Here is a 21,565-nt window from a genome sequence, read left to right on the forward strand (position 1 = left end):
CAGTGCTCGGCGCCGTGATTCCAACCCAGTGCTCGAGAAAGCGTCGTGAAAGATCGCAGCAAGGTGCAGCGCCTAATGTCCAATCTGCCAAAGGGAAGGGGTGATGATAATGCGCGAAACACGTGAGTCTTTCCTGGATGTCGTCGAGTTCTGATTCGAGTAAGAAGTCCAGTGTGCGCGCCGGCGCGCGTCCGTCGTCTCAGCAGCCGGCGTTGGGCGCGCACCAGGCCGGAGCCATGTCTCAGCAGTCGCCGAGTCAGCGGGCAGAACCTGTCGTGCTTGGCGTGGCGAGGAATGACGTCTCGACCGAGGAGGAGTTTCGTGCAGACTTCAGTACTGGTTGTCGGTGGCGGGGTTGTCGGACTCACAGCGGCCCTGTTCCTGGCGAAGCACGGAGTGCCGTGCGTGCTGGTCGAGCGCCACCCCGACCTGCTGATTCATCCGCGGGCGCGCGGTCTGACCCCACGCACCATGGAGATCTACCGGCAGGCAGGGCTCGAGCCCGCGATCCTGGGGTCCGCGTTCGCCGGTCCGGGCTTCGCTTACACGCCGGTACAAGGGCAGACCTTGAACGATGCGGAGTACACCACGCCGGACGAGCCGCACGAGGACGACGGAGCAAGTTCCAGCCCGTGCGGGTTCGGCCCGATTGACCAGGACGTGCTCGAGATCCTTGTTCGGGATCGAGCTCGCGAGCTCGGAGCCGAGCTACGATTCGGCGTCGAACTCGTCACCCATCGACAGGACTTGCACGGCGTCCTCGCGACCGTCCGGAATCATGCAACCGGTGTGGACGAGACGATCGAGGCGGAATACCTGATCGCGGCTGACGGGGTCAACAGCTCGATCCGTGCCGAACTCGCAATCGAGACCGACGGCCCTGGCGTTCTGTTCACTACGCTGACCGCCATCGTCGAGGCCGACCTGCGACCTGCGCTACGCGGCCGCATCGCGAGCATGGCGTATCTGCAGCAGCCGCGTCCTTTTACGATTCTCATGGCGCACGACGATGCCGGCCTGCGCTGGGTGTTCGGCACCGGCTACGACGCCGCTGCCGAGGACGTCACGGCGTACAGCGATGCGCGGATCGCAGACATGGTCCGCGCCGCGGCAGGACTGCCGGACGTGGAGGTCAAGCTGCATCCACAGATCCCTGGCACGGATCTGACGGTGCTGGCCTTTCCGATCGCTGCCCGACTCGCACGCAGGTACCAGGTAGGTCGCGTGTTTCTGGTTGGCGACGCGGCGCACACGTGGCCGCCGACCGGCGGTCTGGGTGCGAACTGCGGCATTCAGGATGCGCACAACCTGGCCTGGAAACTTGCCGCGGTCCTGGATGGTTCGGCAGGCGAGGACTTGCTGCGCACCTATGACGCGGAACGGCGTCCGGTGGGCCGGCTGACCATGCAGCAGGCGCTCGCGCGGTTCGGCAGCCGGATGCGGTCTGCCGAGGGACCGGAGCTCATTGAGTACGGTGCGGTCGCGATGGGATACAGCTACCTGGATCGACCGCCGGTGGTGCCCTCCGAGCTGTCCGGCGAGCCGGGGACCCGAGCACCACATGTGTTTCTAGGGTCCAGCTCTGTGCTTGACCTCTTCGGGGACGGATTCGTGCTTCTGGCCGGTCGGGACGGCTCGCCGTGGGAGTCCGCCGCGCGTGGTCTCCCGATCGCCGTGCACGTGATCGACACGCTGCCGGCCTACGGGATCGGTGCGGGCGGCGCGAGCCTGGTCCGGCCCGACGGCTTCGTCGCTTGGCGCACCCGCGAGCTGGACCCCGACCCGGAGAACGCCGTTCGCCGCGCACTCGACGCCGCACTAGCTCGCTAAGGGAGACACCGATGAGGGTGCTGGTACGGTCAACTCGACCATGCACCGAGTCGGTTTCGTGCCGTGCGGACCGTCCCGCGCCGGCAGTGAGGCGATGTCGCGGATCATGGCGGCCGATCTGCGTACGACGGGTGTCACTGTCAACCTGCTGCTGCCAGGTGGCCTGACCGCGACGGGGATGTTGCCCGACGACGCCTCGCCCGAGGGTCGCAGACTCCTGGAACCGACGGTGATGGCACCGCCTATCGTCTGGCTCGCGTCCGACGAAGCAGCCGGCGTGCACGACGAGCGCATCATCGCCGCAAACTTCGAAACCTGGCGACGTGCGAGGAACGTCTAAGCAAGAATCCCCGTCGAGCACGCTCCCTGAGGAACCTCCGCAGGGAGCGTGCTGCTCAGCCGTTGGAGCGGCAGGCTTCGCCGTGGATCGTGGTGACGAAATGGTCGGTCTGCCAGTGCTGGTTGAGGTAGGTGAAGCCGGTGGCGTTCTCGTAGCGGCCGGTGCCGCCGGTGAATTCCTGGGTGCCGCCGGCATGGCCGGTGCCGGTTGTCGTGTTGACGTTGCCGATGCTGGTCTCGAGGGCGGTCAAGGTCGAGCCGTCCGCGAAGGTGTAGGTGATCGTCCCGCTGACCGGGCGGTAGCCGGGCGCCGTCGGTGGCGCTTCGCCCCGGGACCCGAGGATGAAGACGCTGGTGCCGTCAAAGCTGTGGCGGCCGCGGAACGTGCCGGCAACGCAGACCTGGGTCGGTGACGGGCAGCCTACGTCGACGACCTTGTCGTAGATGGTCGCATCGACCTGCTCGCAACGCGGGTGTGCGTTTGCGACGGACGAGCCGGCGACGACGCCCGCACTGGCGAGGGCAACAGCGGCGACGCGCAGAGATCTCATCGGTCCTCCTTAGTGAGTGTCTGCGGCAGCATAGGAACAAACCCGCCCCAGTGGAGATGCCAGTTCGTGACGTACTGCGCCAGTCCAATCTCGATCAGATAACGCGACGCAGCGCGGCCGGTCATTGGTTGCTGATGGCAAGAGCGATACGGCATGAGCCTGGAGAGGCGGGGCTTGTCTCTGCTGGCAGCAGAACACGCGATCGAATTGCACAGCGCGGGGCTATCGTGCCGCCATGCCGCACTTCACCTCGTACGACGGCACGAAGATTGCGTATCGACGGATCGGAACCGGGCGTCCGTTGGTATGTCTGCCAGGTGGGCCTGGTCGGCACCCCGACTACTTTGGGGACCTTGGGGGGCTCGCAGATTATCGCGAGCTGATCATGCCCGAGACCCGGGGGACGGGAGAGTCCTCGACGCCGACGGACCCTGCGACGTACCGTCGCGATCGGTTGGCCGAGGACGTCGAAGGCCTGCGCGTCGAGCTTGGTCTGGAGCGGATGGACTTGCTCGCGCACTCAGCGGGCGGTGTTGTGGGACTCTACTACGCAGCCGCATATCCGCAGCGCATCCGGCGCCTGGTGCTACACAGCCCAGGGCTCTTCCCGCTGGGGCTGACATTGACCGACGCGCAGCAGCGGGCGGCTATGGCACGCCGTTCGGGAGAGCCCTGGTACGAGGATGCGTGCGCCGCGATCGATGCGGCTGGAAGTGGGGATACATCCGATGAGACTCGACACCGCTACCTGCCCTTCTTTTACGGCCGTTGGGACCTAGCCGCGCAGAGGCACGCCCGGCTGGGATTCACCGAGCGGCACAAGGCAGTGGCAGCCGAGTTCTACGGTCCGGGGGCGCCGGAGCCGGCGGCCATAAAGGCGGCGCTGGCCGCTGTGAACGCGCCGGTGATGATGTACGTCGGGGAGCTGGAGATCGGCCCCACACCTGAACAGGCCGCCGAGGCAGTCGCGTCGTTCGCGGGCTGGCAACTCACGGTCCACCCCCAGGCGAGCCACTACCCGTGGCTGGACGATCCCGATACCTACGTCGCAAATCTGCGCACCTTCCTGGACTGAGCCAGTCGGACCGCCACGGGACGTGAAACCAATGTGAAGGCGAGCTGGCGTTAGCTGGGGCCGGCGGCCTGGTGCAACTTCCGCGTGACAGGCCGCATCAGCAGGGCGAAGAGGTTCCGAGGGGAGTCGAGGTCATGTGCCAGATCAGTCTTGACGCTGCGGTCACCCTCGGGACACCGACCGACCTGTCGGTGCTCACGGTGGTCGGGCTCGTCCTCGTCCTCGGTGGAATCATTGGACTCATTGCTGTGAATCGGCGACTCGAGGCAACGAAACGCGCGGTACCGCCGCCCGCGCAGAACCCGCAGCCGGGATGGTCGTCACCACCTCAGCAGTTCGTCGGTTCACCGCCGGTGTTGCCGATCTACCAACGGCCCGAGGTGCGGAAAGCCTTGCGGTTGCGTGGCCTCGCGACGGCGACATTGGTGGTCGGGATCCTGCCGTTACTGATCCACTACGACAGCGATGCTCCGACGCCGCCGGGTGTTCAGCGCGGGCATCTCGCGCTGCCGGACGTGGCGGGCGGGGTGCACAAGGTGCCGACACCGCCGGCTGTGGAGGAGTATTACGAGAACCTGATCAAGTCGGGGAAGGATCTGAAGTACGCGACCTACGCGCATCCCCAGCATCCTGACGGTAAGCCACTCGTGATGGTCTTTGTCGGGCTGGAAGGCCGCTGGGACCCGAAGGTCACGATGGACGCGTTCTTTCGCGACCTTGCCACCCACGGTCAGTTCGAGCACGGGATCACCGAGCACCCCGGCCGCCGTAGCGGTGAGACGATCGAGTGCGCTTCGATCCCTGTTCCGCAGCGGGCCGGTTCCGAGGTGCACTGCGCCTGGGCCGACGGCACGACCCTCGGCCAGCTGTTCACGGAGCAGATCACCGAACCTGAACTCGCCACCCTCCTCGCCCGCATGCGCCCGGACCTGGAGCCGAACCACTGACCTGCCGCACTCGATGCCTAAGGCATCCATCTCCATCCAGGAGTCGTCGGGTTGGATGTTCGGCGAGCCGAGGTCGACGGATCGGCTTGGTGCCGCTGCTCGGACGTGATCGCGCATGTCCCGTCGACGTGTAAGTCAGGTGCAAGGCGGGCTCCGTAGCGTTTGCCCGTGCCTGCGCTGAAGAAGGCGACGCACCCACGGTGGGCTCCGTGCGCTGGGCGCGGAGCCCACCTCCTTGGTCCGGACCGACCGGACCGACCGTCTGGAAGTGGAGAAGAAGTTCGATGATCAACCTCAAGTCCACCTGCACGTGGGCGCTCATCACGCTCGCTGCAAGTGCGACGCTGCTGATTGCCCCTGCCGCTGACGCATCGACCACTGAAGCCATCTCAACGACGCAGGTGGCTTCAGTTTCGGATGTGTTGCTGCCCGGCCAGATCCTCAAGCCTGGTCAGTATCGCCGGTCCCAGAACGGCGTCTTCACCCTGCTCATGCAGGCCGATGGCAACGCCGTGCTCTACAAGGGTCGCACCGCGCTGTGGGGCACGATGACGAACCGCAGGGCCTCCTCACTGGTCATGCAGCGCGACGGGAATTTGGTCGTCATCTCCGGTCGCACGCGGATCTGGGCCAGCAACACCGCCGGCAGCACGAACGCGAGGTTGGCGGTGCAGAACGACTCCAACCTGGTCCTCTACAACAGCCGCAGCAAGCCAGTCTGGACGCGCTCGATGGTGCTGGGCACGCTCGGTGTGAATCGGGCGCTGAAGCCGGGGCAGGCGCTGTTCTCGACAAACCGGATCTACCGGATGATGATGCAGACAGACGGCAACCTGGTGCTGGTGAAAAATGGTACGACCCCGCTGTGGCACACCGCGACGGGTAAGAACCCCGGCGCCTGGGCGATCATGCAGGCCGACGGCAATCTGATCGTCTACAGCCCCGCCAACAAGCCCCTCTGGTCCAGCAAGACCGCCCCGCACGCCGGCGCCGTACTCCAAATGCTGAACACTGGCAACGCCGTCATCGTGTACGGGCGAACGACGATTTGGCAGACCAGCACTGAGGGTCGCTGACCTCACAAGCTGTGAAGGGCGCGTAAGCCAGATGCAAGGCCAAGGTGCTCAGATGCTCACAGGGCTCCGCGAACGGAGCCACCGAGCATAGGAGCTCTCCTTGAAGACGAGGCTAAGAGGCTGGATCAGCGCAGCGATCGCGTGCAGCGTTGTCGTCGCTGGGCTGATCATTGGTACTGCGGCGCCGGCATCAGCTGGTCTTGACTACAACCAGATCGGAAACGACGAAGGATATTGCTTGGACAGCAATGCCGCCGGCGATGTCTACCTGAACCCCTGTGATCCCCGTAATCCTTATCAGCAATGGCATATCTGGAACGGCGGCTGGACCAAGAACGTCGCCACCGGCCGGTGCCTGCAAGCGGACACCTACTTCGCTCCTGAAGCCATCCACACCGAGTACTGCCTCTCCGAGTCCAGCCAACACTTCCTGCACTGGCAACACGGCTGGTACCAGCGGGTGTGGTACCAGGACTGGTACCCGAGGGAAGCGGTGTGCATCGCACGGCTGGCAGGTTGGGTCCACGAGGTGACGGGCGTGCCGTGCCTGAATCCGTCCAGCCCTGCCCCAGCCAGTCAGACTTGGCAGGTGATTTTCCTTTTCAACGCCTGAAGAAGGCTCATGCCTGCCATGTCGGATCTAAGTGCACGGGCGTCGGAATTGAGTGCCAAGGGGCCTGATCTGAGGTTGTGCGCCAGATGTGGTGTGCCGGCTGCCAGATCGACGATGTGTTGGTGGGACCGCGGGATGCGGACCGCAAGGCCACTAACCGAACTCGCGCGATCTATGAAGGAGCCCAGAATGTCGATATCCATCCCCGGCAACACCGTTGTGGAGAACGCCCGGAGCCTGGCGCAGTCAGCGCTGCCCGATGCTCCGGTGGTCGCCGACCAGACGAGTACGTCCCGGCGCGGCGCTCAGGTATGGGCGCAGGTCCGAGCCCTTGCTTCACTCCACCGCGCATCAAGAGCAGCGGCCGTCGCGACTGAGGTCACGTCCAGCGCCACGTAGCTCACGCCGAACTATCCGATATCTGCACCGAGGAGGAGTAAACGAAATGACAGGACCGACCACTCTGCTCACGCCGGACAACACCGTGGCATTGCTTGTGGATCTTCAGCCGCAGTTCGCCTTCGGTGTGAACTCGATCGATGGCCAGACATTGCTCAACAACGTGACTGGCCTTGGTAAGACGCTCGCGCTCTACGGTGTGCCGACAGTGCTCGCGACCATCAGCGCCAAGCAGTTCGGCGGACCGACGTTCACGCAACTCGCGTCGTTGTTCCCCGACACCGAGGTCTACGACCGCACCGTCATCAACGCCTGGGCGGACGAGCGCGTGGTGAGTTCCATCGAATCGACTGGACGACGCAAACTGGTGCTCGCGGGATTGTGGACCGAGGTCTGCGTGGCACACCCCGCCCTCAGCGCAATCGCCGCCGGGTACGACGTGTACGTCGTGGCCGACGCGTGTGGCGACACGTCAGTCGAATCGCACAACCTCGCAATGCACAGGATGATGCAGGCGGGTGCGGTCCCCATCACGTGGGTGACCCTTCTGCAGGAATTGCAGGCGGATTGGGGGATCGCAGCCACGGCGGACGGCGCGAGCGAGATCGCCCAGGAGCACGGTGGCACCTGGGGTATCGGGATCCGCTATGCCGCGGCCATGGGTGTTGGGCAGTGAGTCCGTCGTGAGCGTCTGGGATCCGCTGCGTAACGGTGCCTATCGCATGATGTGGACGGCCGGCATCGGCGGTCTGCTCGGCAGCTGGATGCAGTTGATGGCTGCGCAGTGGATCCTCGTCGAGCTGTCAGGCTCGCCAGTGCTCATCGCCCTTGTCAACACTTCGAGCATGCTGCCGGTACTTCTCCTGGCGCTGCCGGCCGGCGTGCTGGCCGATGTTCTCGACCGCCGCCGGATGTTGCTGACGATACAGGTGTTCCAGGTCTGCACGGCGACAGCGATGGCGGCGCTGGCCCTGGTTGGAAGGCTGTCGCCGCCGGTCGTCTTGCTGCTCATCTTCATGGCGGGTTGCGGAACGGCCATGGGCGCCCCTACCTACCAGGGTCTCGTTTCGAGCCTGATTCTACGGCGTCGCCTACAGTCCACTGCCGCGTTGGATGCGTTCGGCATCAATCTCACGCGTGCGATCGGTCCGCTGCTCGGTGGCGTACTTCTGGCATCGTGGGGCGCATCAGCAGTGTTTGGCGTGACCACGGTTCTGTTCGGCGCCTACGCTGCTGTGCTCGGGCTGTGGCGTCAGAAGGAACCACTGCCAGCCGAACGAGGAGAGCCTTTCATCGCTGCCTTGCGTGCAGGCGGGCGTTATGTGCGCTACTCGAGTGTCATGCGACGGATGCTCTGGCAACTCGCAGCATTCCTGCTGCCGGCTTCGTGTTTCTGGGCTCTGTTGCCGCTCGTGACAGCGCGAGGACTGGGGCATGGAGCTGGAGGGTACGGCCTCGCATTGGCCGCTGCCGGCGGCGGCGCCGCTGCGGGAGCACCACTTGTGCCGTGGATGCGGCGACGGCTCGGCAACACCCGACTCCCTGTCACCGCGCGTCTCGTGTTCGCCGCTGCCGTTGCTGCCCTCTCCGTGCTGGACAAGCCGGTTCCTGTCCTGGCGGTACTGGTTATTTCTGGTGTCGCCTGGACAGCAGCATTGACTGATGCAACCGCGAACGTGCAAATGTTTCTGCCGCAATGGGTACGCGCACGTGGATCGGCCGCCTACCAGGTCGTGCTGTTCGGTGCACAGGCAGGCGGCGCATTGCTGTGGGGACTGCTCGCGCAAGGTGCCGGCGTGACGGCGGCGTATGTCACCGCAGCTGTTCTGATCGTGCTCAGCGTGGCGATCGTCGGGCGCAAGCCGGCGGTGGATTGGCATGGCATGAACCGTGAACCTGCCGTGTATTGGCCGGAGCCGGATCTTGCCCAGCAGCCGCAGAACAGGCTGGACCCGGTAGCGATCCAGGTTACCTACCGAGTGCCGGAATCCAGCGAGGAACAGTTCGTCGTCGCCATGTCGGACGTGCAGAGATCGCGGCGGCGTACTGGTGCCACCAGTTGTGAGTTGTGGCGGATCGGCGAGCTTCCCGGCCAGTTTCTCGAGATCTATGTGGTGCCTTCATGGGGCGAGCACCTCCGTCAACATCACGGTCGCCTCACCGGTGCTGACCGAGCCTACGAAGAGAAAGCCCGTGCGCTCTGTGTGGCGGAGCCGGAGGTGCTCCACCTCCTCTTGGCTGAGCCTGCGGTCCGTCGCCCGCATCCAGCCCAAAACCATCCAGACGACAGAGCAGAACGACAACGTTAGGAGCCGTCATATTGTGCCTGTGGCTCGACGCGTGACCAGCGATCGGCTGGTTGGACGGATCGGTGAACTGGCGGCGTTGCGCTCGGCCATCACCGCAGCGGGCGAGGGCAGCTCGGCTCTGGTCGTGGTCGCCGGCGATGCCGGTATCGGGAAGAGTCGATTGATCGCCGAAGTCGTGACCGAGGCGCGCGCGGCGAACTTCGTTGTCGCCGTCGGGGGCTGCGTGCAATTGGGCGAGGTGTCCGTGGCCTATGCCCCGCTGGTGCAGGCGTTGCGCGACCTTCGTGCGCATCTCGGCGACCAGGAGTTCATCGACCTCGCAGGACAGGGATGGAACGAGATCGGCGCGCTGCTCGGAACCCGGTCCGGGTCGGCATCCGACAGCTCGGGTTTCCTCTTCGAGAATCTGCTGGGCCTGCTGACCCGGCTGGGGCAGCGGGATCCGGTACTCCTCGTCCTCGAGGACCTGCACTGGGCGGACGCGTCTACTCGTGACTGGATCGCATTCCTCGGTCGCAATCTTCCGGACGCGGCGGTTGCTGTCGTCCTCAGTTATCGCTCCGACGAGTTGCACCGCCGACACCCGCTCCGTCCCGTCATTGCCGACCTCGAGCGAGACCCACTGGTCGAGCGCATCCTGCTCGGTGGCCTGGCTCGAGGTGATCTGGCCCGGATGCTCGCAGACATCTGCGATGAGCCGCCTACCGCCGAAGTCGTCGATGAGTTGTATACCCGCACGGAAGGCAACCCCTTCTACGTCGAGGAAATGATCGCTGCCGGAGCGATCCACGGCGGCCTGCCGGATTCGCTGGCCAACGTGATCCTTGCTCGGGTGGAACGCCTCTCGTCCGACGCCCAGGGTCTGCTGCACAACGCCGCCGTACTAGGTATGGATGTCGATGACGTGCAGCTCGGCTTGATCACCCAGCGACCGGCGGGGACGGTGTCTGCGGCTCTGCGTGAAGCCGTGTTCCACCAGATCCTTGTCCTCGACGGTGACAGCTGCCGGTTCCGGCACGCCCTGATCCGCGAGGCCCTCTACGACGATCTCCTGCCCGGGGAACGAGAGGATCTTCACCGCGTCGCGGCGCTGGCCTTGGAGGCGGGAACTCGACGAGACGAGCGGTCGCGCTGGGCACAGATCGCCTACCACTGGTACGCCGCAACCGACGCTCCACGCGCATTCGGAGCGTCCGTCCGTGCGGGGCTCGAAGCGGAGAAGGTCAGCGCGCTGGCTGATGCGGCTGAGCATTTCGAGCGGGCTCTACGACTTCGCGGCCAGGTACCGGACGCGGACGCGGCGGCGGGCATGAGTCGTGCCGAGCTGCTCCTCCACGCCGCGGACGCAGTGCAGGCGAGCTCGAGCACCAACCGTGCTATCGCTCTGGCCCAGGCAGCGCTCGACGAGCTGAGGGATGCGCCACCGGAACAACGTTCGCTCGTGCTGGAGCGGATCGGTCGCAGCAACTGGACACAGAGGCATGGGCCGGAAGCCGTCGCGGCGTACGAGGAATCTGTAGCGATTCTGGAAGGCCGGCCACCGTCTCGGGAACAGGCCTTCGCGCTCTCGGCACTCGGGCAGAGCATGATGGTTCGTCAGCAGTACCGCGATGCTGAAGCAGTACTCACCCGAGCGATTACCATCGCCCGAACTGTCGGCGCGCCGGACGTCGAGGGCCATGCGCTGTGCAGCATGGGAACGGCACTGGTCGCGCTCGGCGGCGTTCAGGACGGCTTGGCTGCCGTGCGCCAGGCCCACCGCCTGTCCACTGAGTTCGGCACCGCAGACGAGGTCTGCCGCGCCTATGTCAATGAGGCCAGTAGCTTGCTGATCAGTGGTGAGTACGCCGAGGCAGTTCGCGTAGGCGCCGAGGGGATTCGGTATGCCGCCAAGGTCGGTCGTCCGCGTCACAGCGAGTCGATCGCCGGCAACGCGCTCGCCGCGCTGATTTGCGCCGGGCGGTGGGCCGAGGCAGACCGGATGCGCGCGGCCATGCCCAACTCGACAGCCGGTCCCTATCTCGAGCTGCGCTGGCTGCCACTGCCGTTGCAGCGTGGCGACTACGACGAGGCGCGGAGGCTGATTCAGCAGTGCCTTGATGAAACGAAGGCGTCCGGCGATGTGCAATTTCGGGCGCAGGCACTGATGCGCGCGGGAGAGTTGGCAGCCGCCGGCCAACGCCTCGACGACGCTCGGCAGCTCTTCGACGATGCATTGCAGATTGCCGAGCGCACGGACGATCAGTTCTACCGGGCGCGCGCGCTGTCCTTCGCGATGACGGTCGAGGCTGAGCGTTCTGTCTTCACCCCGGGTAGCGCACAAGCCGCTGCGGACCGGCTTGCCGATCGTCTGCGAGCCTTCACTGCGGATGTCGTGGCCCGCGGTACGTGGCTTCCTGAACCGCATGCTTGGCTTGCTACGGCCGAGGCCGAGCATGACCGCGTCTTCGGCCGTGATACCGGCGGCGCCTGGGCAACTGTCGTCACAGCCTGGGAACAGGTCGGCCAGCCTTTCCAGATCGCCGAGGCGCGATACCGCCAAGCCGACGCCCTGCTTCGTGAGCACGGGGACCGGACGGTGGCTGCCACCACCGCCCGTGAGTCACTTCGGATTGCCGAGGCGCTCGGCGCGGTACCGCTCGCAGAGAAGATACGCCAGCTTGCCCGTCGCGGTCGGCTGGATCTCACCACGTGCCAGCCCACAGAACCTGCCAATCCACTGGCCCATTTCCATCTCACTCCACGCGAGGTCGACGTTCTACGACTGCTCGCCGAGGGACAGACGAACCGGCAGATCGGCGAGGCGCTGTTCATCTCGGAGAAGACCGCGAGCGTGCATGTCACCAACGTCCTGCGCAAGCTCGGCGTACCGAGCCGGCTCGAGGCCGCGGCCATAGCTCAGCGCGTTGAACTCTGACCCGGCTAAGTGGTCGCGGTGTAAGCGTTCAGGCCCCGTGCGATTCCAGGTGCACGCTGGAGACCAACGCCTCGATTCCTCAGCCGGCGCGTGTGCCGTCAGGTATCTGTCGCTCTGGCATTGCGAGGTCCGGGGACAGGCCGTCGGCGTAACCGAGGTCGAAGACCATGCCTTCGGAGACGACACCGGCCATCCGCTGTGGTTCCAGGTTGACAACGAAGAGGGCCTGCTTCCCCACGATCTCGCGCGGGTCGTCGCGCTCGCCTTTCATCCCAACGAGAATCGTGCGCTGGTGATCGCCCAAGCTGACGGTGAGCTGCACCAGCTTCTTGGAATTGGCCACATCGTCGACGGCCTCGATAGTGCCCACGCGAACGTCGAGGACCTCGAGCGCGTTGATCGAGACGGTCGGCTTCACGGGTGCAGGAATCATGTGCTCATGCTGCCAGTCAGCCGGCGTCGCGTTCAACCTGCTGTGGTGATATCTGCTACTTATTGATTGCAAAAGACCACTTGACTGTGTTAGAACTCAACCATGACCTCTGCATCGTCCAAGCCTCCCCAGGACGACCAACCCGAACTGGTGGCAGCAGACGTCAACGACGAGAAGTCAGTTGGGCCGCAAGGTGAAGTGCGCCGCGGGGATCCGGACCTGGAGACGGTCTTGGCGGCGTACCGGGCCTTCGCTCTCGGCGACATCGATGCCGCAGTGGCGAACATGGCCGAAGACGTCGTCTGGGTCGAGCCCGACGAGTTCCCCGATGGTGGGCGATACGACGGTCGCGACGCCGTCGCCGGCTACCTCCGGCGTTCCCGCGACAGTTGGGAACGATTGCACTCGGTCCCGGTCGCTCGACGCGTGGACAACACCATCGCTGTCCGTCACTTCCTCGAAGGCATCGGTGCCGACGGCATCGATCGGAAAGCTGAGGTCGCGGACATCTTCACAGTCCGCAACGGACTCATCGTCCACATGCAGGCCTACGCCGATCCAGATCGCGCGTTCCGAGACTGATCCACTCTGGCCTGACTGGAAGTGACCGCCGTCGCTGCATCGTTCCGTTACTCAACCTCTGGCGTGGCCGGGATCGGGTGCAGGCGCTGCAGTAGCTGATGCTTGCCGCGGATCGTCGAGCCAAGCGCTTTGGCTGCCTTGAGGTCGATCATTCCGGTCACCAGTCCGAGTACTGCGCGTGGTGATCCGTCGATGACCAGGTCTGGGTGGTCAACGTGTCCGACCCAGGTGCGGACGCTTCCGCCTTCCAGCGCGATCACCGCTTCCTGGCCCCCGGCGATGAGCTGGATCGTGGCCGGCGGTCCGTCGGGGTTGGCGTCGGCCGTGAACCACGCCGGGGCGTACGCCAACCATGAGGCTTGAAATGCGTCGTCAGCACGGTCGTCGGTCATTCGGCGCAGTCCCCACAGGCCGATCTGTTTGAGAACGGGCTCGAGATCCGCGCCGTCTCGCGTCAGCTCGTACAGCACGGTCGCGACTGGCGGCGGCGCGTCGTACCGAGTGATCAGTCCCGTCTGCTCGAGTTCCTTGAGCCGGCTTGACAGCATGTTGGTGGCGACGCCGGGCAGGCCGTTCTTCAGGTCGGTGAAACGGCAGGGGCCTTGGAGGAGGAGCTCTCGCACGATCAGCAGCGTCCAGCGATCGCCGATGATATCGAGCCCTCGGGCTATCGAGCAGTACTGGTCATAGCTGCGCACACGTGCATGGTACACACTAAAGTCAAGATGATGGTTGAACAAAGCAAGCGAGTGTGTCTAGTCTTCCACCATGCCGTGGACCGCGCACGCCTTCTCGAGGTCTATCCCAGCCATTGGGCGCACTCGACTGAAATTCTAGGTAAGAATCCCGGCGTTTTGCCCCGGGATTCTCAGGTGTAACTCGATAAGTGAACCGGTCCGGGCCGCCTGACTCCGGACCGGTTCCAAGAGTTTTCGATTCAGGCGTCCTCGAGGATTTCCGCGAACGCGATCACCACACCGCCGGTGGCGTGTTCGAGGGTGGCGCCGACCAGGGGGCCCGCCTCCGATGCGGCGGCACTGGCCGCCTGGTAGTCCTCGAAGTACAGGTCCAGCAGCCGGTACGCCGGGGTTTCGCTGCCGTCCTCCTTCGGCCAGACCTTCGAGGCTTGGAGCCGGATCAGACCGGGGAGCTTGCGCGCCAGCGTGAGCTGCTCGCCGTACGCTGCCTCGAAAGCCTCCGGATCCTCGGGGTTGGAGTAGACAAAGCTGATCTTGGTCGGGTTCGCCATTGATGACCTTTCAATGATTTCGACGTGAAACCGGCGAGCATCTGCACTCGCGGCGATTGTTGATCCTAGTGAGAGGAATACTGACCGACCATGACCGTCTCGCCGGGAAATCTTGCAGATCGTCCACCGGCCGCGCAGCCGGACGACCTGCTCTCGGACTTGCTCCGCAGCGTCCGGCTGACCGGAGAACGGGTCGTCACGCTGCAGCAGCCGTCGACCTTCGCGGTCGGCTTCGCCGATGTCGGCAGCCTGCACATCATCGAGGAGGGTGAGCTCGAGCTTCGGATCGACGGCGACCCGGACGTCAAGCACATCGGTCGCGGAGATGTTGTCCTGCTCCCGCGCGGCGACCGGCACCAGTTGAGCAGCGCACGCGGCCCCGCCTCCGAACAGGTGCGCTGGCTCTGCGGGAGGTTCACGATCGGCGACCCGCAGGCGAGTCATCTGCTGAGGAGTCTGCCGGCCGCGATCGTCCTGGGCGCCACCGGCACCCCGGTACCCGAAGGCCTCGAAGTCGCTCGCCGGATGCTCCTGATCGAGATGCAGACGCCCTCGCAAGGTTCGGCGGTGATGATCGCCCGTATTCTCGACCTGATCTTCGTCCAGATCCTGCGCACCTGGGCCGCGGGCAAGGACCCCGAACCGAACTGGCTGGCCGGCGCATTCGACGCGGAGATCGGCCTGTCCCTGAGCGCCATCCACCGAGCTCCCGGCCGCGACTGGACGGTCGACGACCTGGCCCAGGTGTGCAACCTGTCGCGATCGACGTTCGCGGCACGGTTCGCCGAGCGCGTTGGGAAGCCACCGGCTACCTACCTCGCGCACGTGCGTCTCGACACCGCCGCCGACCTACTCCGCAACACCTCCCTGTCGGTCAACCACGTCGCGGCGAGAGTCGGGTACACGTCGGAGGCAGCGTTCAGCCGCGCGTTCAAGAGCCGCTACAGCACACCACCGGCTCGCTGGCGACGAGACGCCACGACGCCCGGTCCTGCTCCCGGCCGAGCAACTGCGGAGGTGTGATGACCAGGTCGATCGCGGACGCCATCGGTACGACGTCGCCGAGGTCTGGGCCAACAGGTAACCACCACTAGGCAGGCGGCTGGCGTGAGTGGCGGGCGGAGATCAGCTCGGCGACTATCCGCGTGCCGGGGCTCGGTCGTGCGCCTGGGCCGGGCAAGGCGTCGAATTCGCCCGGACGAACCGGTTCGCCGCAGGCGTCGCAGCTCACGACGGGGGTGGACCGGTGTCCGCAGGGCCGATGCTCTAAGAGCACGGGAGGGCCGCCTTCGGGGGTGGCCCAGCGGTCACCCCAGGCCATCAGGGCGATGAGCACCGGCATCAGGTCCCGTCCGGACTCGGTCAGCAGGTACTCGTGTCGAGCCCGGTGCTCGCTGTAGGGGCGGCGGTACACGATGCCGTGCTTGACCAGGTGGGTGAGGCGGGCGGCCAGCAGGTTCCTGGAGATGCTGAGGTCTTCGACCAGGTCGTCGAAGCGACTGATTCCGTAGTAGAGGTCCCGGATGATCAATGGCGTCCACCAGTCGCCGATCAGCTCCAGACTCCGGGCGATCGAGCACTGCATCGAGGAGAAGCTTGTCTGCCGCATGACTCCTACCTAGTTGGTTGCTTTATTCAACTCACTACTTTAGCATCGTGATCAGTGAGTTTAATAAAGCAACTTAGGAGGCTTCATGAAGGGCAGGGGACTCGTCCTGGCCGGCCTGTGCCTGGCGGCGTTGATCATCAGCCTGGACATCACGATCGTGAACGTCGCGCTGCCGACTCTGGTCGTGCGGATCAATGCGACTACCACGGACCTGCAATGGGTTGTCGACGCCTACAACCTGGTCTTCGCCGCGCTGGTCCTGGCGTCCGGGAGCCTGTCGGACCGGCTGGGCCGCAAGGGAATGCTGCTGTCAGGCCTCGGCGTGTTCGGTGCGTCCAGCCTGGTCGGCGCGTTCGCCAACACTCCCGGTGAGCTGATCGTGGCCCGCGCGGTGATGGGACTCGGTGCCGCGATGATGTTCCCCGCGACGCTGTCGCTGTTGACCAACGTCTTCACCGCGCGGCGGGAGCGGGCGGTGGCGATCGGCCTGTGGGGCGCCACCACCGGAGTCGGGATAGCCACCGGACCGATCATCGGCGGGTGGCTGCTGGAACGCTACTGGTGGGGCAGCGTCTTCGCGTTCATGGCACCGGTGGCGGCGGCGGTCGCGCTGGTCATCGCGGTCGCGGTACCGACCTCCCGCGATCCTCGTACCCCGCGGATTGACTGGACCGGGCTGGCGCTCTCCGCCGCCGGTATGGGGCTGGTCGTCCTCGGACTCATCCAGGCTCCTGACTGGGGCTGGGGCTCGGCGCGGACCATCGCCGTGCTCGCCGCCGGGGCCGTGGTACTGGCCGCTCTCGTGGCCGTCGAGAGCCGGGCCACCCATCCGATGGTGGACGTCGCGCTGTTCCGCAACCTGCGCTTCACCGCTGCCAGCGGCGCGATTGCGATCGCGTTCTTCGTGCTGAACGGCTTCATCTTCCTGATGACCCAATACATGCAGTTCATCAAGGGTTATGGCCCGCTGAGCACCGGCGTGCGGCTGCTCCCGGTCGCCGGGTCGGTGGCAGCAGCGGCTGTGGTGGGGACAAGGCTGGCGGTGCGGATCGGCAACAAGCTCGTCGTCACCGGTGGGCTGCTGTGCTACTCCGTGGCCCTGCTGTGGACCGCGACGGTGTCCCAGGGGACGTCGTACGGCGTCATCGCCGTCCAGGGCGCGCTGTTCGGGCTCGGCATGGGACTCACTCAGGCGCCGGCCACCGAGGCCGTCATGGGTTCCGTACCGCCGGAGAAGGCCGGCATCGGCTCGGCCGTCAACAGCGCCGTACGACTGTTCGGCGGCACCCTCGGCGTCGCCGTGATCGGTAGTGCCGCGGCATCGCTCTACACCAACCGGCTGGCGTCAGCGCTTCCCGCCAGACTTCCGGCGTCCGCCGTCACCGCCGCGAACGGCTCGGTCGCCGCTGCGGCCGCCGCCGCCAAGCGCATCGCCGACGCCGGGCACCCCGCCCTCGCGCACGGCCTCACCGACGCAGCGATCCTCTCGTTCATGCACAGCTTCACCGGAGGTTGCGTGGTGGCCGCGTGCGTCGCCGCCGCCGGCGCGATCACCGCCTTCGTGTTCCTTCCAGCCCGTCCCGACCAGCACACGACGTCGGGGGAGCCGACCCCGATACCGGCCCAGCAGGAGGGGTGATAATCCCGGGCCGACTTCTCAACGGGTTTTTGACCTTGCTCTCGCAGCTTGTGTGAGCTGCGGCGTCCCTTGATATCTGCTCCCGAAGGAAGAAAACATGTCGCTATCTTTTCTCAAGGCGCGTAAAGCGCTGCTCATCGCATTCACGGCGGTTGCTGTGACGCTCGGTGCCACCTTCGCTGGCCCCTCGTTCGCGCGTGGTGATACGGATATATCCGACCTGAACCAGGTGTTCGTCACGCATGATGGCCATCACATCGCAGCCTATGAGCAGAAGGGTGCCGGACCAGCGATCGTCCTCCTCCACGGCTTCCCCGACAACCACCACCTCTATGACAAGGTCGTGGCGCGCCTCAAAGGCCGCACTGTTGTCACTTTCGACTTCCTCGGGTGGGGCGCATCTGACAAGCCGGCGAATTACAACTACACATTCGCACAGCAGGAGGCGGACCTCAATGCGGTCATCACCCAGCTCCACCTTGGGCCGGTAATCCTCGTCGCCTCCGATTCGGGTGTCCCGGCGGCCATCAACTGGTCGCTAGACAATCCCGGCCGGACTCAGCGTCTCGTCGTCACCAACGGCTTTTACGCTCCGGTGGACAAATCCGGTCCGCCGGCTCTGACAACCACTCTTATCCTGGGCCAGTACCCTCAATCGGCACCCCTGGGCCCGCTGCCGGCAGGAACCGCCTTCGGGCTCAACAGCCTCGTCACGGCTTACCGGACCCAGCCCGGGCTGTTTGCCACCGTCTTCCGGTGGGAAGAGAGCACGTTCTTCGAGCGTCCGCAGGACGCCGGCGTCTTCACGCCGCTGTTCGCGCACCAATTCGAGACGACGCCCAGCAGCATCACGCCCATGACATCGCTGGCTGCCGACGTCGGCAACACTGTGAGAGCCGACGGACAACGCGTGCCCCAGCTTGCCAAGCTCGGGCCCATCACCCGTCTCGTCTGGGGAGCGCAAGATCCTGACCTCAACCTCAACATCGCCAACGAGCTGCATTCCGCGTTGACCGGCAGCACGTTGACTGTCCTGTCGCAGGCTCATCACAACGTGGCGATCGACGCACCGGGCCGGATAGCTTCCGCCATCCGCGGTTCGTAAATCTCCTCTGGATACTGTGGGTGGATGGCTGAAGCGTCCACCCACAGCCGCTTGGACGGATCGCCAGTAGCCGTCAGCGCAGCGCTGCCACTGCGGTTTCGATCATTGTGTTGGGAGGGCTTAGGACGTCGGGTACGACGCCGGAGCCTTCCCAGTTGGTGCCGGTGATGGTGTCGACGACGTACGCCTCGGGCAGGTAGGCCAGAACCGTCGGCGCCAGCCGGATCGGGGTGATGTGGTCGGCGGCGCCGGGTGTGGTCTCACCGACGACGGCAACCCGGCCGCGTGTCTGCAGGTGGTATGCGAGCGCTTCGCCGGATGAGAATGTGCCTGGGCCTACGAGGAGGGCGACCGGCTGTCGCAGACTTGTGCCGGGAGGGCAAGGCGGGAGTCCACCGCTACGCAGTGGCGCACCGTCAGTACCGCGGCGGTGCGGTTGTCGGACCGCTACACGGTCAACGTGCAACTGACGTCCAAGGGCAACATCCCGTACCGGTCCTACTTCCCGGCCTGCCACTCCGTGGTGGTGGTCAGCAAGACCTTCTACATTCGCGGAACCTGAATCCTCGTTGGGGATCCGGCATGCTTGTGGGGTGAACATGCGACCTGGACCCGGTGAACCACCCGCCGGTCCATGGCGATCCGTCCATTTGGCTGACCTGGCAACGTTGGTTCTCGGCCACGCCGATGCGCCCCAGGCTGAACGTCCGTGCATCGTGGCGGTCGATGGACGCAGCGGTGGGGGCAAGTCCACGCTCGCGCAACGGTTGGTCGGCGCGATACCGGACTCCGCGGTCGTGCATGTCGATGACGTCGCGTGGCATGCCCCGATGTTCGGCTGGCACGACGCTTTGGCGAGCGGCGTGCTCGAACCTCTTCGACGGGGCGAGGCCGTGTCGTATCGTCCACCGGCCTGGGATCTCCATGACCGACCCGGCGCCATCGCCGTACCGGCCGGGCAGAGGCTGGTGATCGTCGAGGGGGTCGGCGCCGGGCGTCGGGAACTCGCCGGTCTGATTGACTGCCTGGTCTGGGTCCAGTCCGACTACGCCGAGGCTGAGCGGCTGGGGATCGCCCGAGACCTTGCGTCAGGCGTCAACGGCGGCCCGCAGGCGACGGTCGAGTTTTGGCACACCTGGATGGCGGCCGAGAATCCCTTCCTCCAATCAGACCGTCCCTGGGATCGCGCGAACGTTATCGCCGCAGGCACCTCCACCCTTCCGGTGCCACCGCGCCAGGTCCTCATCGCGTCCCGTCCCCACCCGCCCCAATCGAACTAACGTTCTGAATCGGTGGTGACACGGGTTTGGGGCAGAGTTACGTCTGCGGTCGTCGGTTTGGCGAGGGGAATGCGTGGAGACTTTGCAGCCGGTCGGTGCGGCGGAGTTGCTTGATCATGTCAACGGTTTGCTGCTGCGGTCCCGGGTCGAGGATCAGCGGGTCGCGCTGCGAGCCGTCCTGGCTACGGGCCTGCGGTCCCGGACGACGACGGGTACGGACCTCGTTCGGATACTCACGGAGTTCGAAGGCGGACTGACCCGCGACCTGAATCGTCAGCAGCGAATCCACCTGAACGCAACCCTCGAGCAACTCGACCAGCTCAGGAGTCAGCCGGAGGTAGTGCGCGAAGGCAACCGACGTCATCGGCAGTGGCAGGTGGCCCAGCACGGTATCGCCGGCGATCCGCGGCTCGGCAGCGACGTGGCTACCGGGATGGCCGGCACGGTGACGGCGTCGACCCAGCGGCCGCGGGGTGCGACGGTCCGGTACCGCGACGGCCTCGGCACGGACTCCGGGAACCACAGCTTCGGCGACGGTGCCGCGACAAACGGCACGCCTGGGACCGACACCCGGTCCGCCTTCGCCGCAGCCGGACCGCGGATGTACGAAGGCGTCGCATTCGCACCGGCGACCCAGCCGTCGTTCCGGCAGCAGGCCGTGCAGACCGGCCGGCTGTGGTGGAAGAAGACCGAGAACGGTGCTGTCCGCGACGGCGACAAGCCACTGATGGTCCCGGGCCCGAACGGTCTCGAGCCCGGTGTCCGGGTCAGCTACGCGTTCGATCCGCATCAGCTCGGCCAGCGCCGCCGTCAGGATCTGCCGCTGTACCCGTCGGTCCAGCCGAACCAGCCGGGCAACTTTCTGCAGGTGCAGGCAGTGCTGCCCGCGTCCGTCGCCGAGCGGTTGCGCGAGGCGATTCGTCAGGACCCGGCCGCCGCGCGTGACTTTGCCGAGCAAGCGCTGCGGGTCAACTGCGGTGTCGACGAGCGCACCTGGACGGGCGCCGACGGCGTACCTCCGATGCGGCCGCCGTGGGACGGCGTACCCCGTTCGGAACCGATCCACCTGGTCTCCACCGACCTGAACGGAGCTACGCAGGTCGAGGAGCTGTTCTTCGAGACGCAGTCCGCGGACCATGATCCCGGCCTCGCCGCGCAGGTGCAGGCGTACACCTCTCAAGGGCACTCTGGCCAGGTACGCCGGGCCGCGGACAACGGCGCCCGCCCTCCTGGCACCGCGACGACTCTCGGTCGCGCAGCCCGCGGCCAGGACCAGCGAAACCACGAAGCCTGACCCGCCCGGAGGAGGCCTTCCACCGAAGCCCATGCTCGGCGTACGCTGCATAACAATGAACCGCTAGGTCGGGGGGACCTTATGAGCGGAACGGTGGGTATTCCCGCGGGCAATGGGAATGTGTTGCGGGTCGATCCGGGGTCGCCGGCTGCGGAGCGGCCGCTATTTGAGGTTTCGCCGACGCTCGAGGAGAGCCGCGAGCTCCGCGTCAAACCGCTGATGATCTCGCTGGGGCTTGAGCCGTCAGCGTTTCCCTCACGCCTGGGCGGCTTTTCTGATCCGAGCCAGTCTCGATATGCGCAGCGCAAGGGCGTGTTC

Annotated in this window: 22 protein-coding genes; 16 read left to right on the top strand and 6 right to left on the bottom strand. The window is 65.7% G+C overall.

The features are described 5' to 3' along the window. Nucleotides 1-321: 321 nt before the first annotated feature. Together AB0E69_RS34005 and AB0E69_RS34010 are read left to right on the top strand one after the other, a co-directional pair. Entirely contained in the window at nt 322-1,830 is a 1,509-nt protein-coding gene (locus tag AB0E69_RS34005) for an FAD-dependent oxidoreductase (protein ID WP_360155780.1), read from the top strand. A 40-nt stretch (nt 1,831-1,870) separates the two neighbouring features. Beyond that, nucleotides 1,871-2,170 carry a hypothetical protein gene (locus AB0E69_RS34010; protein WP_360155783.1) on the top strand — a complete coding sequence of 100 codons (300 nt, stop codon included), beginning with the start codon at nt 1,871-1,873 and terminating at the stop codon, nt 2,168-2,170. Nucleotides 2,171-2,225: 55 nt separating this feature from the next. Here AB0E69_RS34010 and AB0E69_RS34015 read toward each other — a convergent pair whose 3' ends face one another. After that, nucleotides 2,226-2,720 (bottom strand): hypothetical protein, encoded by a 495-nt coding sequence (locus AB0E69_RS34015; protein WP_360155786.1) that lies wholly within the window; start codon nt 2,718-2,720, stop codon nt 2,226-2,228. Nucleotides 2,721-2,955: 235 nt separating this feature from the next. Between AB0E69_RS34015 and AB0E69_RS34020 the strand changes: the two genes are divergently transcribed. From AB0E69_RS34020 to AB0E69_RS34055, 8 genes are all read left to right on the top strand, one after another. Further along, entirely contained in the window at nt 2,956-3,795 is an 840-nt protein-coding gene (locus AB0E69_RS34020; RefSeq protein ID WP_360155789.1) for an alpha/beta hydrolase, read from the top strand. A gap of 134 nt (nt 3,796-3,929) precedes the next feature. Beyond that, the gene (locus AB0E69_RS34025) at nt 3,930-4,742 is read left to right on the top strand and encodes a hypothetical protein (protein ID WP_360155792.1); all 813 of its coding nucleotides are present in this window, start codon (nt 3,930-3,932) and stop codon (nt 4,740-4,742) included. Between the two features lie 284 nt (nt 4,743-5,026). Beyond that, entirely contained in the window at nt 5,027-5,818 is a 792-nt protein-coding gene (locus tag AB0E69_RS34030) for a hypothetical protein (protein WP_360155795.1), read from the top strand. 100 nt (nt 5,819-5,918) lie between these two features. Beyond that, a complete protein-coding gene (locus tag AB0E69_RS34035; protein ID WP_360155798.1) occupies nt 5,919-6,431 on the top strand; it encodes an RICIN domain-containing protein in 513 nt (170 codons plus the stop codon). A gap of 189 nt (nt 6,432-6,620) precedes the next feature. Next, nucleotides 6,621-6,830, top strand: coding sequence for a hypothetical protein (locus tag AB0E69_RS34040; RefSeq protein WP_360155801.1), 210 nt, complete (start codon nt 6,621-6,623; stop codon nt 6,828-6,830). Between the two features lie 46 nt (nt 6,831-6,876). Continuing rightward, complete coding sequence (locus AB0E69_RS34045; RefSeq protein WP_360155804.1) at nt 6,877-7,506, top strand: hydrolase; 630 nt, start codon at nt 6,877-6,879, stop codon at nt 7,504-7,506. Between the two features lie 7 nt (nt 7,507-7,513). After that, on the top strand, nt 7,514-9,139 hold the full coding sequence (locus AB0E69_RS34050) for an MFS transporter (protein WP_360155807.1): 1,626 nt from the start codon (nt 7,514-7,516) through the stop codon (nt 9,137-9,139). 19 nt (nt 9,140-9,158) lie between these two features. After that, entirely contained in the window at nt 9,159-12,056 is a 2,898-nt protein-coding gene (locus AB0E69_RS34055; RefSeq protein ID WP_360155810.1) for an AAA family ATPase, read from the top strand. A 79-nt stretch (nt 12,057-12,135) separates the two neighbouring features. Here the strand turns inward: AB0E69_RS34055 and AB0E69_RS34060 are convergent, their stop codons facing one another. Further along, the gene (locus AB0E69_RS34060) at nt 12,136-12,474 is read right to left on the bottom strand and encodes a hypothetical protein (RefSeq protein ID WP_360155813.1); all 339 of its coding nucleotides are present in this window, start codon (nt 12,472-12,474) and stop codon (nt 12,136-12,138) included. Between the two features lie 117 nt (nt 12,475-12,591). On the opposite strand from AB0E69_RS34060, the gene AB0E69_RS34065 reads away from it, so the two are divergent. Continuing rightward, entirely contained in the window at nt 12,592-13,071 is a 480-nt protein-coding gene (locus AB0E69_RS34065) for a nuclear transport factor 2 family protein (RefSeq protein ID WP_360155816.1), read from the top strand. Between the two features lie 47 nt (nt 13,072-13,118). Here the strand turns inward: AB0E69_RS34065 and AB0E69_RS34070 are convergent, their stop codons facing one another. Continuing rightward, on the bottom strand, nt 13,119-13,811 hold the full coding sequence (locus AB0E69_RS34070; RefSeq protein ID WP_360155819.1) for a helix-turn-helix domain-containing protein: 693 nt from the start codon (nt 13,809-13,811) through the stop codon (nt 13,119-13,121). A gap of 197 nt (nt 13,812-14,008) precedes the next feature. Further along, complete coding sequence (locus AB0E69_RS34075; RefSeq protein WP_360155822.1) at nt 14,009-14,320, bottom strand: EthD family reductase; 312 nt, start codon at nt 14,318-14,320, stop codon at nt 14,009-14,011. 90 nt (nt 14,321-14,410) lie between these two features. Here AB0E69_RS34075 and AB0E69_RS34080 point away from each other — a divergent pair, with 90 nt between their 5' ends. Continuing rightward, nucleotides 14,411-15,343, top strand: a complete 933-nt coding sequence (locus AB0E69_RS34080; protein ID WP_360155825.1) for an AraC family transcriptional regulator — start codon at nt 14,411-14,413, stop codon at nt 15,341-15,343. Between the two features lie 67 nt (nt 15,344-15,410). Here the strand turns inward: AB0E69_RS34080 and AB0E69_RS34085 are convergent, their stop codons facing one another. After that, nucleotides 15,411-15,929, bottom strand: a complete 519-nt coding sequence (locus tag AB0E69_RS34085) for a helix-turn-helix domain-containing protein (protein WP_360155828.1) — start codon at nt 15,927-15,929, stop codon at nt 15,411-15,413. Between the two features lie 85 nt (nt 15,930-16,014). Between AB0E69_RS34085 and AB0E69_RS34090 the strand changes: the two genes are divergently transcribed. Together AB0E69_RS34090 and AB0E69_RS34095 are read left to right on the top strand one after the other, a co-directional pair. Beyond that, nucleotides 16,015-17,568, top strand: a complete 1,554-nt coding sequence (locus AB0E69_RS34090) for an MFS transporter (protein WP_360155831.1) — start codon at nt 16,015-16,017, stop codon at nt 17,566-17,568. A 97-nt stretch (nt 17,569-17,665) separates the two neighbouring features. Then, the gene (locus tag AB0E69_RS34095) at nt 17,666-18,673 is read left to right on the top strand and encodes an alpha/beta hydrolase (RefSeq protein ID WP_360155834.1); all 1,008 of its coding nucleotides are present in this window, start codon (nt 17,666-17,668) and stop codon (nt 18,671-18,673) included. Between the two features lie 73 nt (nt 18,674-18,746). On the opposite strand, the gene AB0E69_RS34100 is transcribed toward AB0E69_RS34095, so the two are convergent. Then, entirely contained in the window at nt 18,747-19,139 is a 393-nt protein-coding gene (locus AB0E69_RS34100; protein WP_360155837.1) for a S41 family peptidase, read from the bottom strand. Between the two features lie 184 nt (nt 19,140-19,323). Here AB0E69_RS34100 and AB0E69_RS34105 point away from each other — a divergent pair, with 184 nt between their 5' ends. Both AB0E69_RS34105 and AB0E69_RS34110 read left to right on the top strand, forming a co-directional pair. Then, a complete protein-coding gene (locus tag AB0E69_RS34105) occupies nt 19,324-19,953 on the top strand; it encodes a hypothetical protein (RefSeq protein WP_360155840.1) in 630 nt (209 codons plus the stop codon). 73 nt (nt 19,954-20,026) lie between these two features. Continuing rightward, on the top strand, nt 20,027-21,247 hold the full coding sequence (locus AB0E69_RS34110) for a hypothetical protein (protein WP_360155843.1): 1,221 nt from the start codon (nt 20,027-20,029) through the stop codon (nt 21,245-21,247). Nucleotides 21,248-21,565 lie beyond the last annotated feature (318 nt).

The sequence above is a fragment of the Kribbella sp. NPDC026611 genome (assembly GCF_040638345.1).
Lineage (GTDB): Bacteria > Actinomycetota > Actinomycetes > Propionibacteriales > Kribbellaceae > Kribbella.

What these genes read in the sequence shown, in the direction of transcription:
- AB0E69_RS34095 (WP_360155834.1), top strand. Translation starts at nt 17,666, where the DNA reads ATGTCGCTATCTTTTCTCAAGGCGCGTAAAGCGCTGCTCATCGCATTC.
- AB0E69_RS34030 (WP_360155795.1), top strand. Translation starts at nt 5,027, where the DNA reads ATGATCAACCTCAAGTCCACCTGCACGTGGGCGCTCATCACGCTCGCT.
- AB0E69_RS34010 (WP_360155783.1), top strand. Translation starts at nt 1,871, where the DNA reads ATGCACCGAGTCGGTTTCGTGCCGTGCGGACCGTCCCGCGCCGGCAGT.
- AB0E69_RS34075 (WP_360155822.1), bottom strand. Translation starts at nt 14,320, where the DNA reads ATGGCGAACCCGACCAAGATCAGCTTTGTCTACTCCAACCCCGAGGAT.
- AB0E69_RS34040 (WP_360155801.1), top strand. Translation starts at nt 6,621, where the DNA reads ATGTCGATATCCATCCCCGGCAACACCGTTGTGGAGAACGCCCGGAGC.
- AB0E69_RS34015 (WP_360155786.1), bottom strand. Translation starts at nt 2,720, where the DNA reads ATGAGATCTCTGCGCGTCGCCGCTGTTGCCCTCGCCAGTGCGGGCGTC.
- AB0E69_RS34025 (WP_360155792.1), top strand. Translation starts at nt 3,930, where the DNA reads ATGTGCCAGATCAGTCTTGACGCTGCGGTCACCCTCGGGACACCGACC.
- AB0E69_RS34045 (WP_360155804.1), top strand. Translation starts at nt 6,877, where the DNA reads ATGACAGGACCGACCACTCTGCTCACGCCGGACAACACCGTGGCATTG.
- AB0E69_RS34085 (WP_360155828.1), bottom strand. Translation starts at nt 15,929, where the DNA reads ATGCGGCAGACAAGCTTCTCCTCGATGCAGTGCTCGATCGCCCGGAGT.
- AB0E69_RS34090 (WP_360155831.1), top strand. Translation starts at nt 16,015, where the DNA reads ATGAAGGGCAGGGGACTCGTCCTGGCCGGCCTGTGCCTGGCGGCGTTG.
- AB0E69_RS34020 (WP_360155789.1), top strand. Translation starts at nt 2,956, where the DNA reads ATGCCGCACTTCACCTCGTACGACGGCACGAAGATTGCGTATCGACGG.
- AB0E69_RS34080 (WP_360155825.1), top strand. Translation starts at nt 14,411, where the DNA reads ATGACCGTCTCGCCGGGAAATCTTGCAGATCGTCCACCGGCCGCGCAG.
- AB0E69_RS34065 (WP_360155816.1), top strand. Translation starts at nt 12,592, where the DNA reads ATGACCTCTGCATCGTCCAAGCCTCCCCAGGACGACCAACCCGAACTG.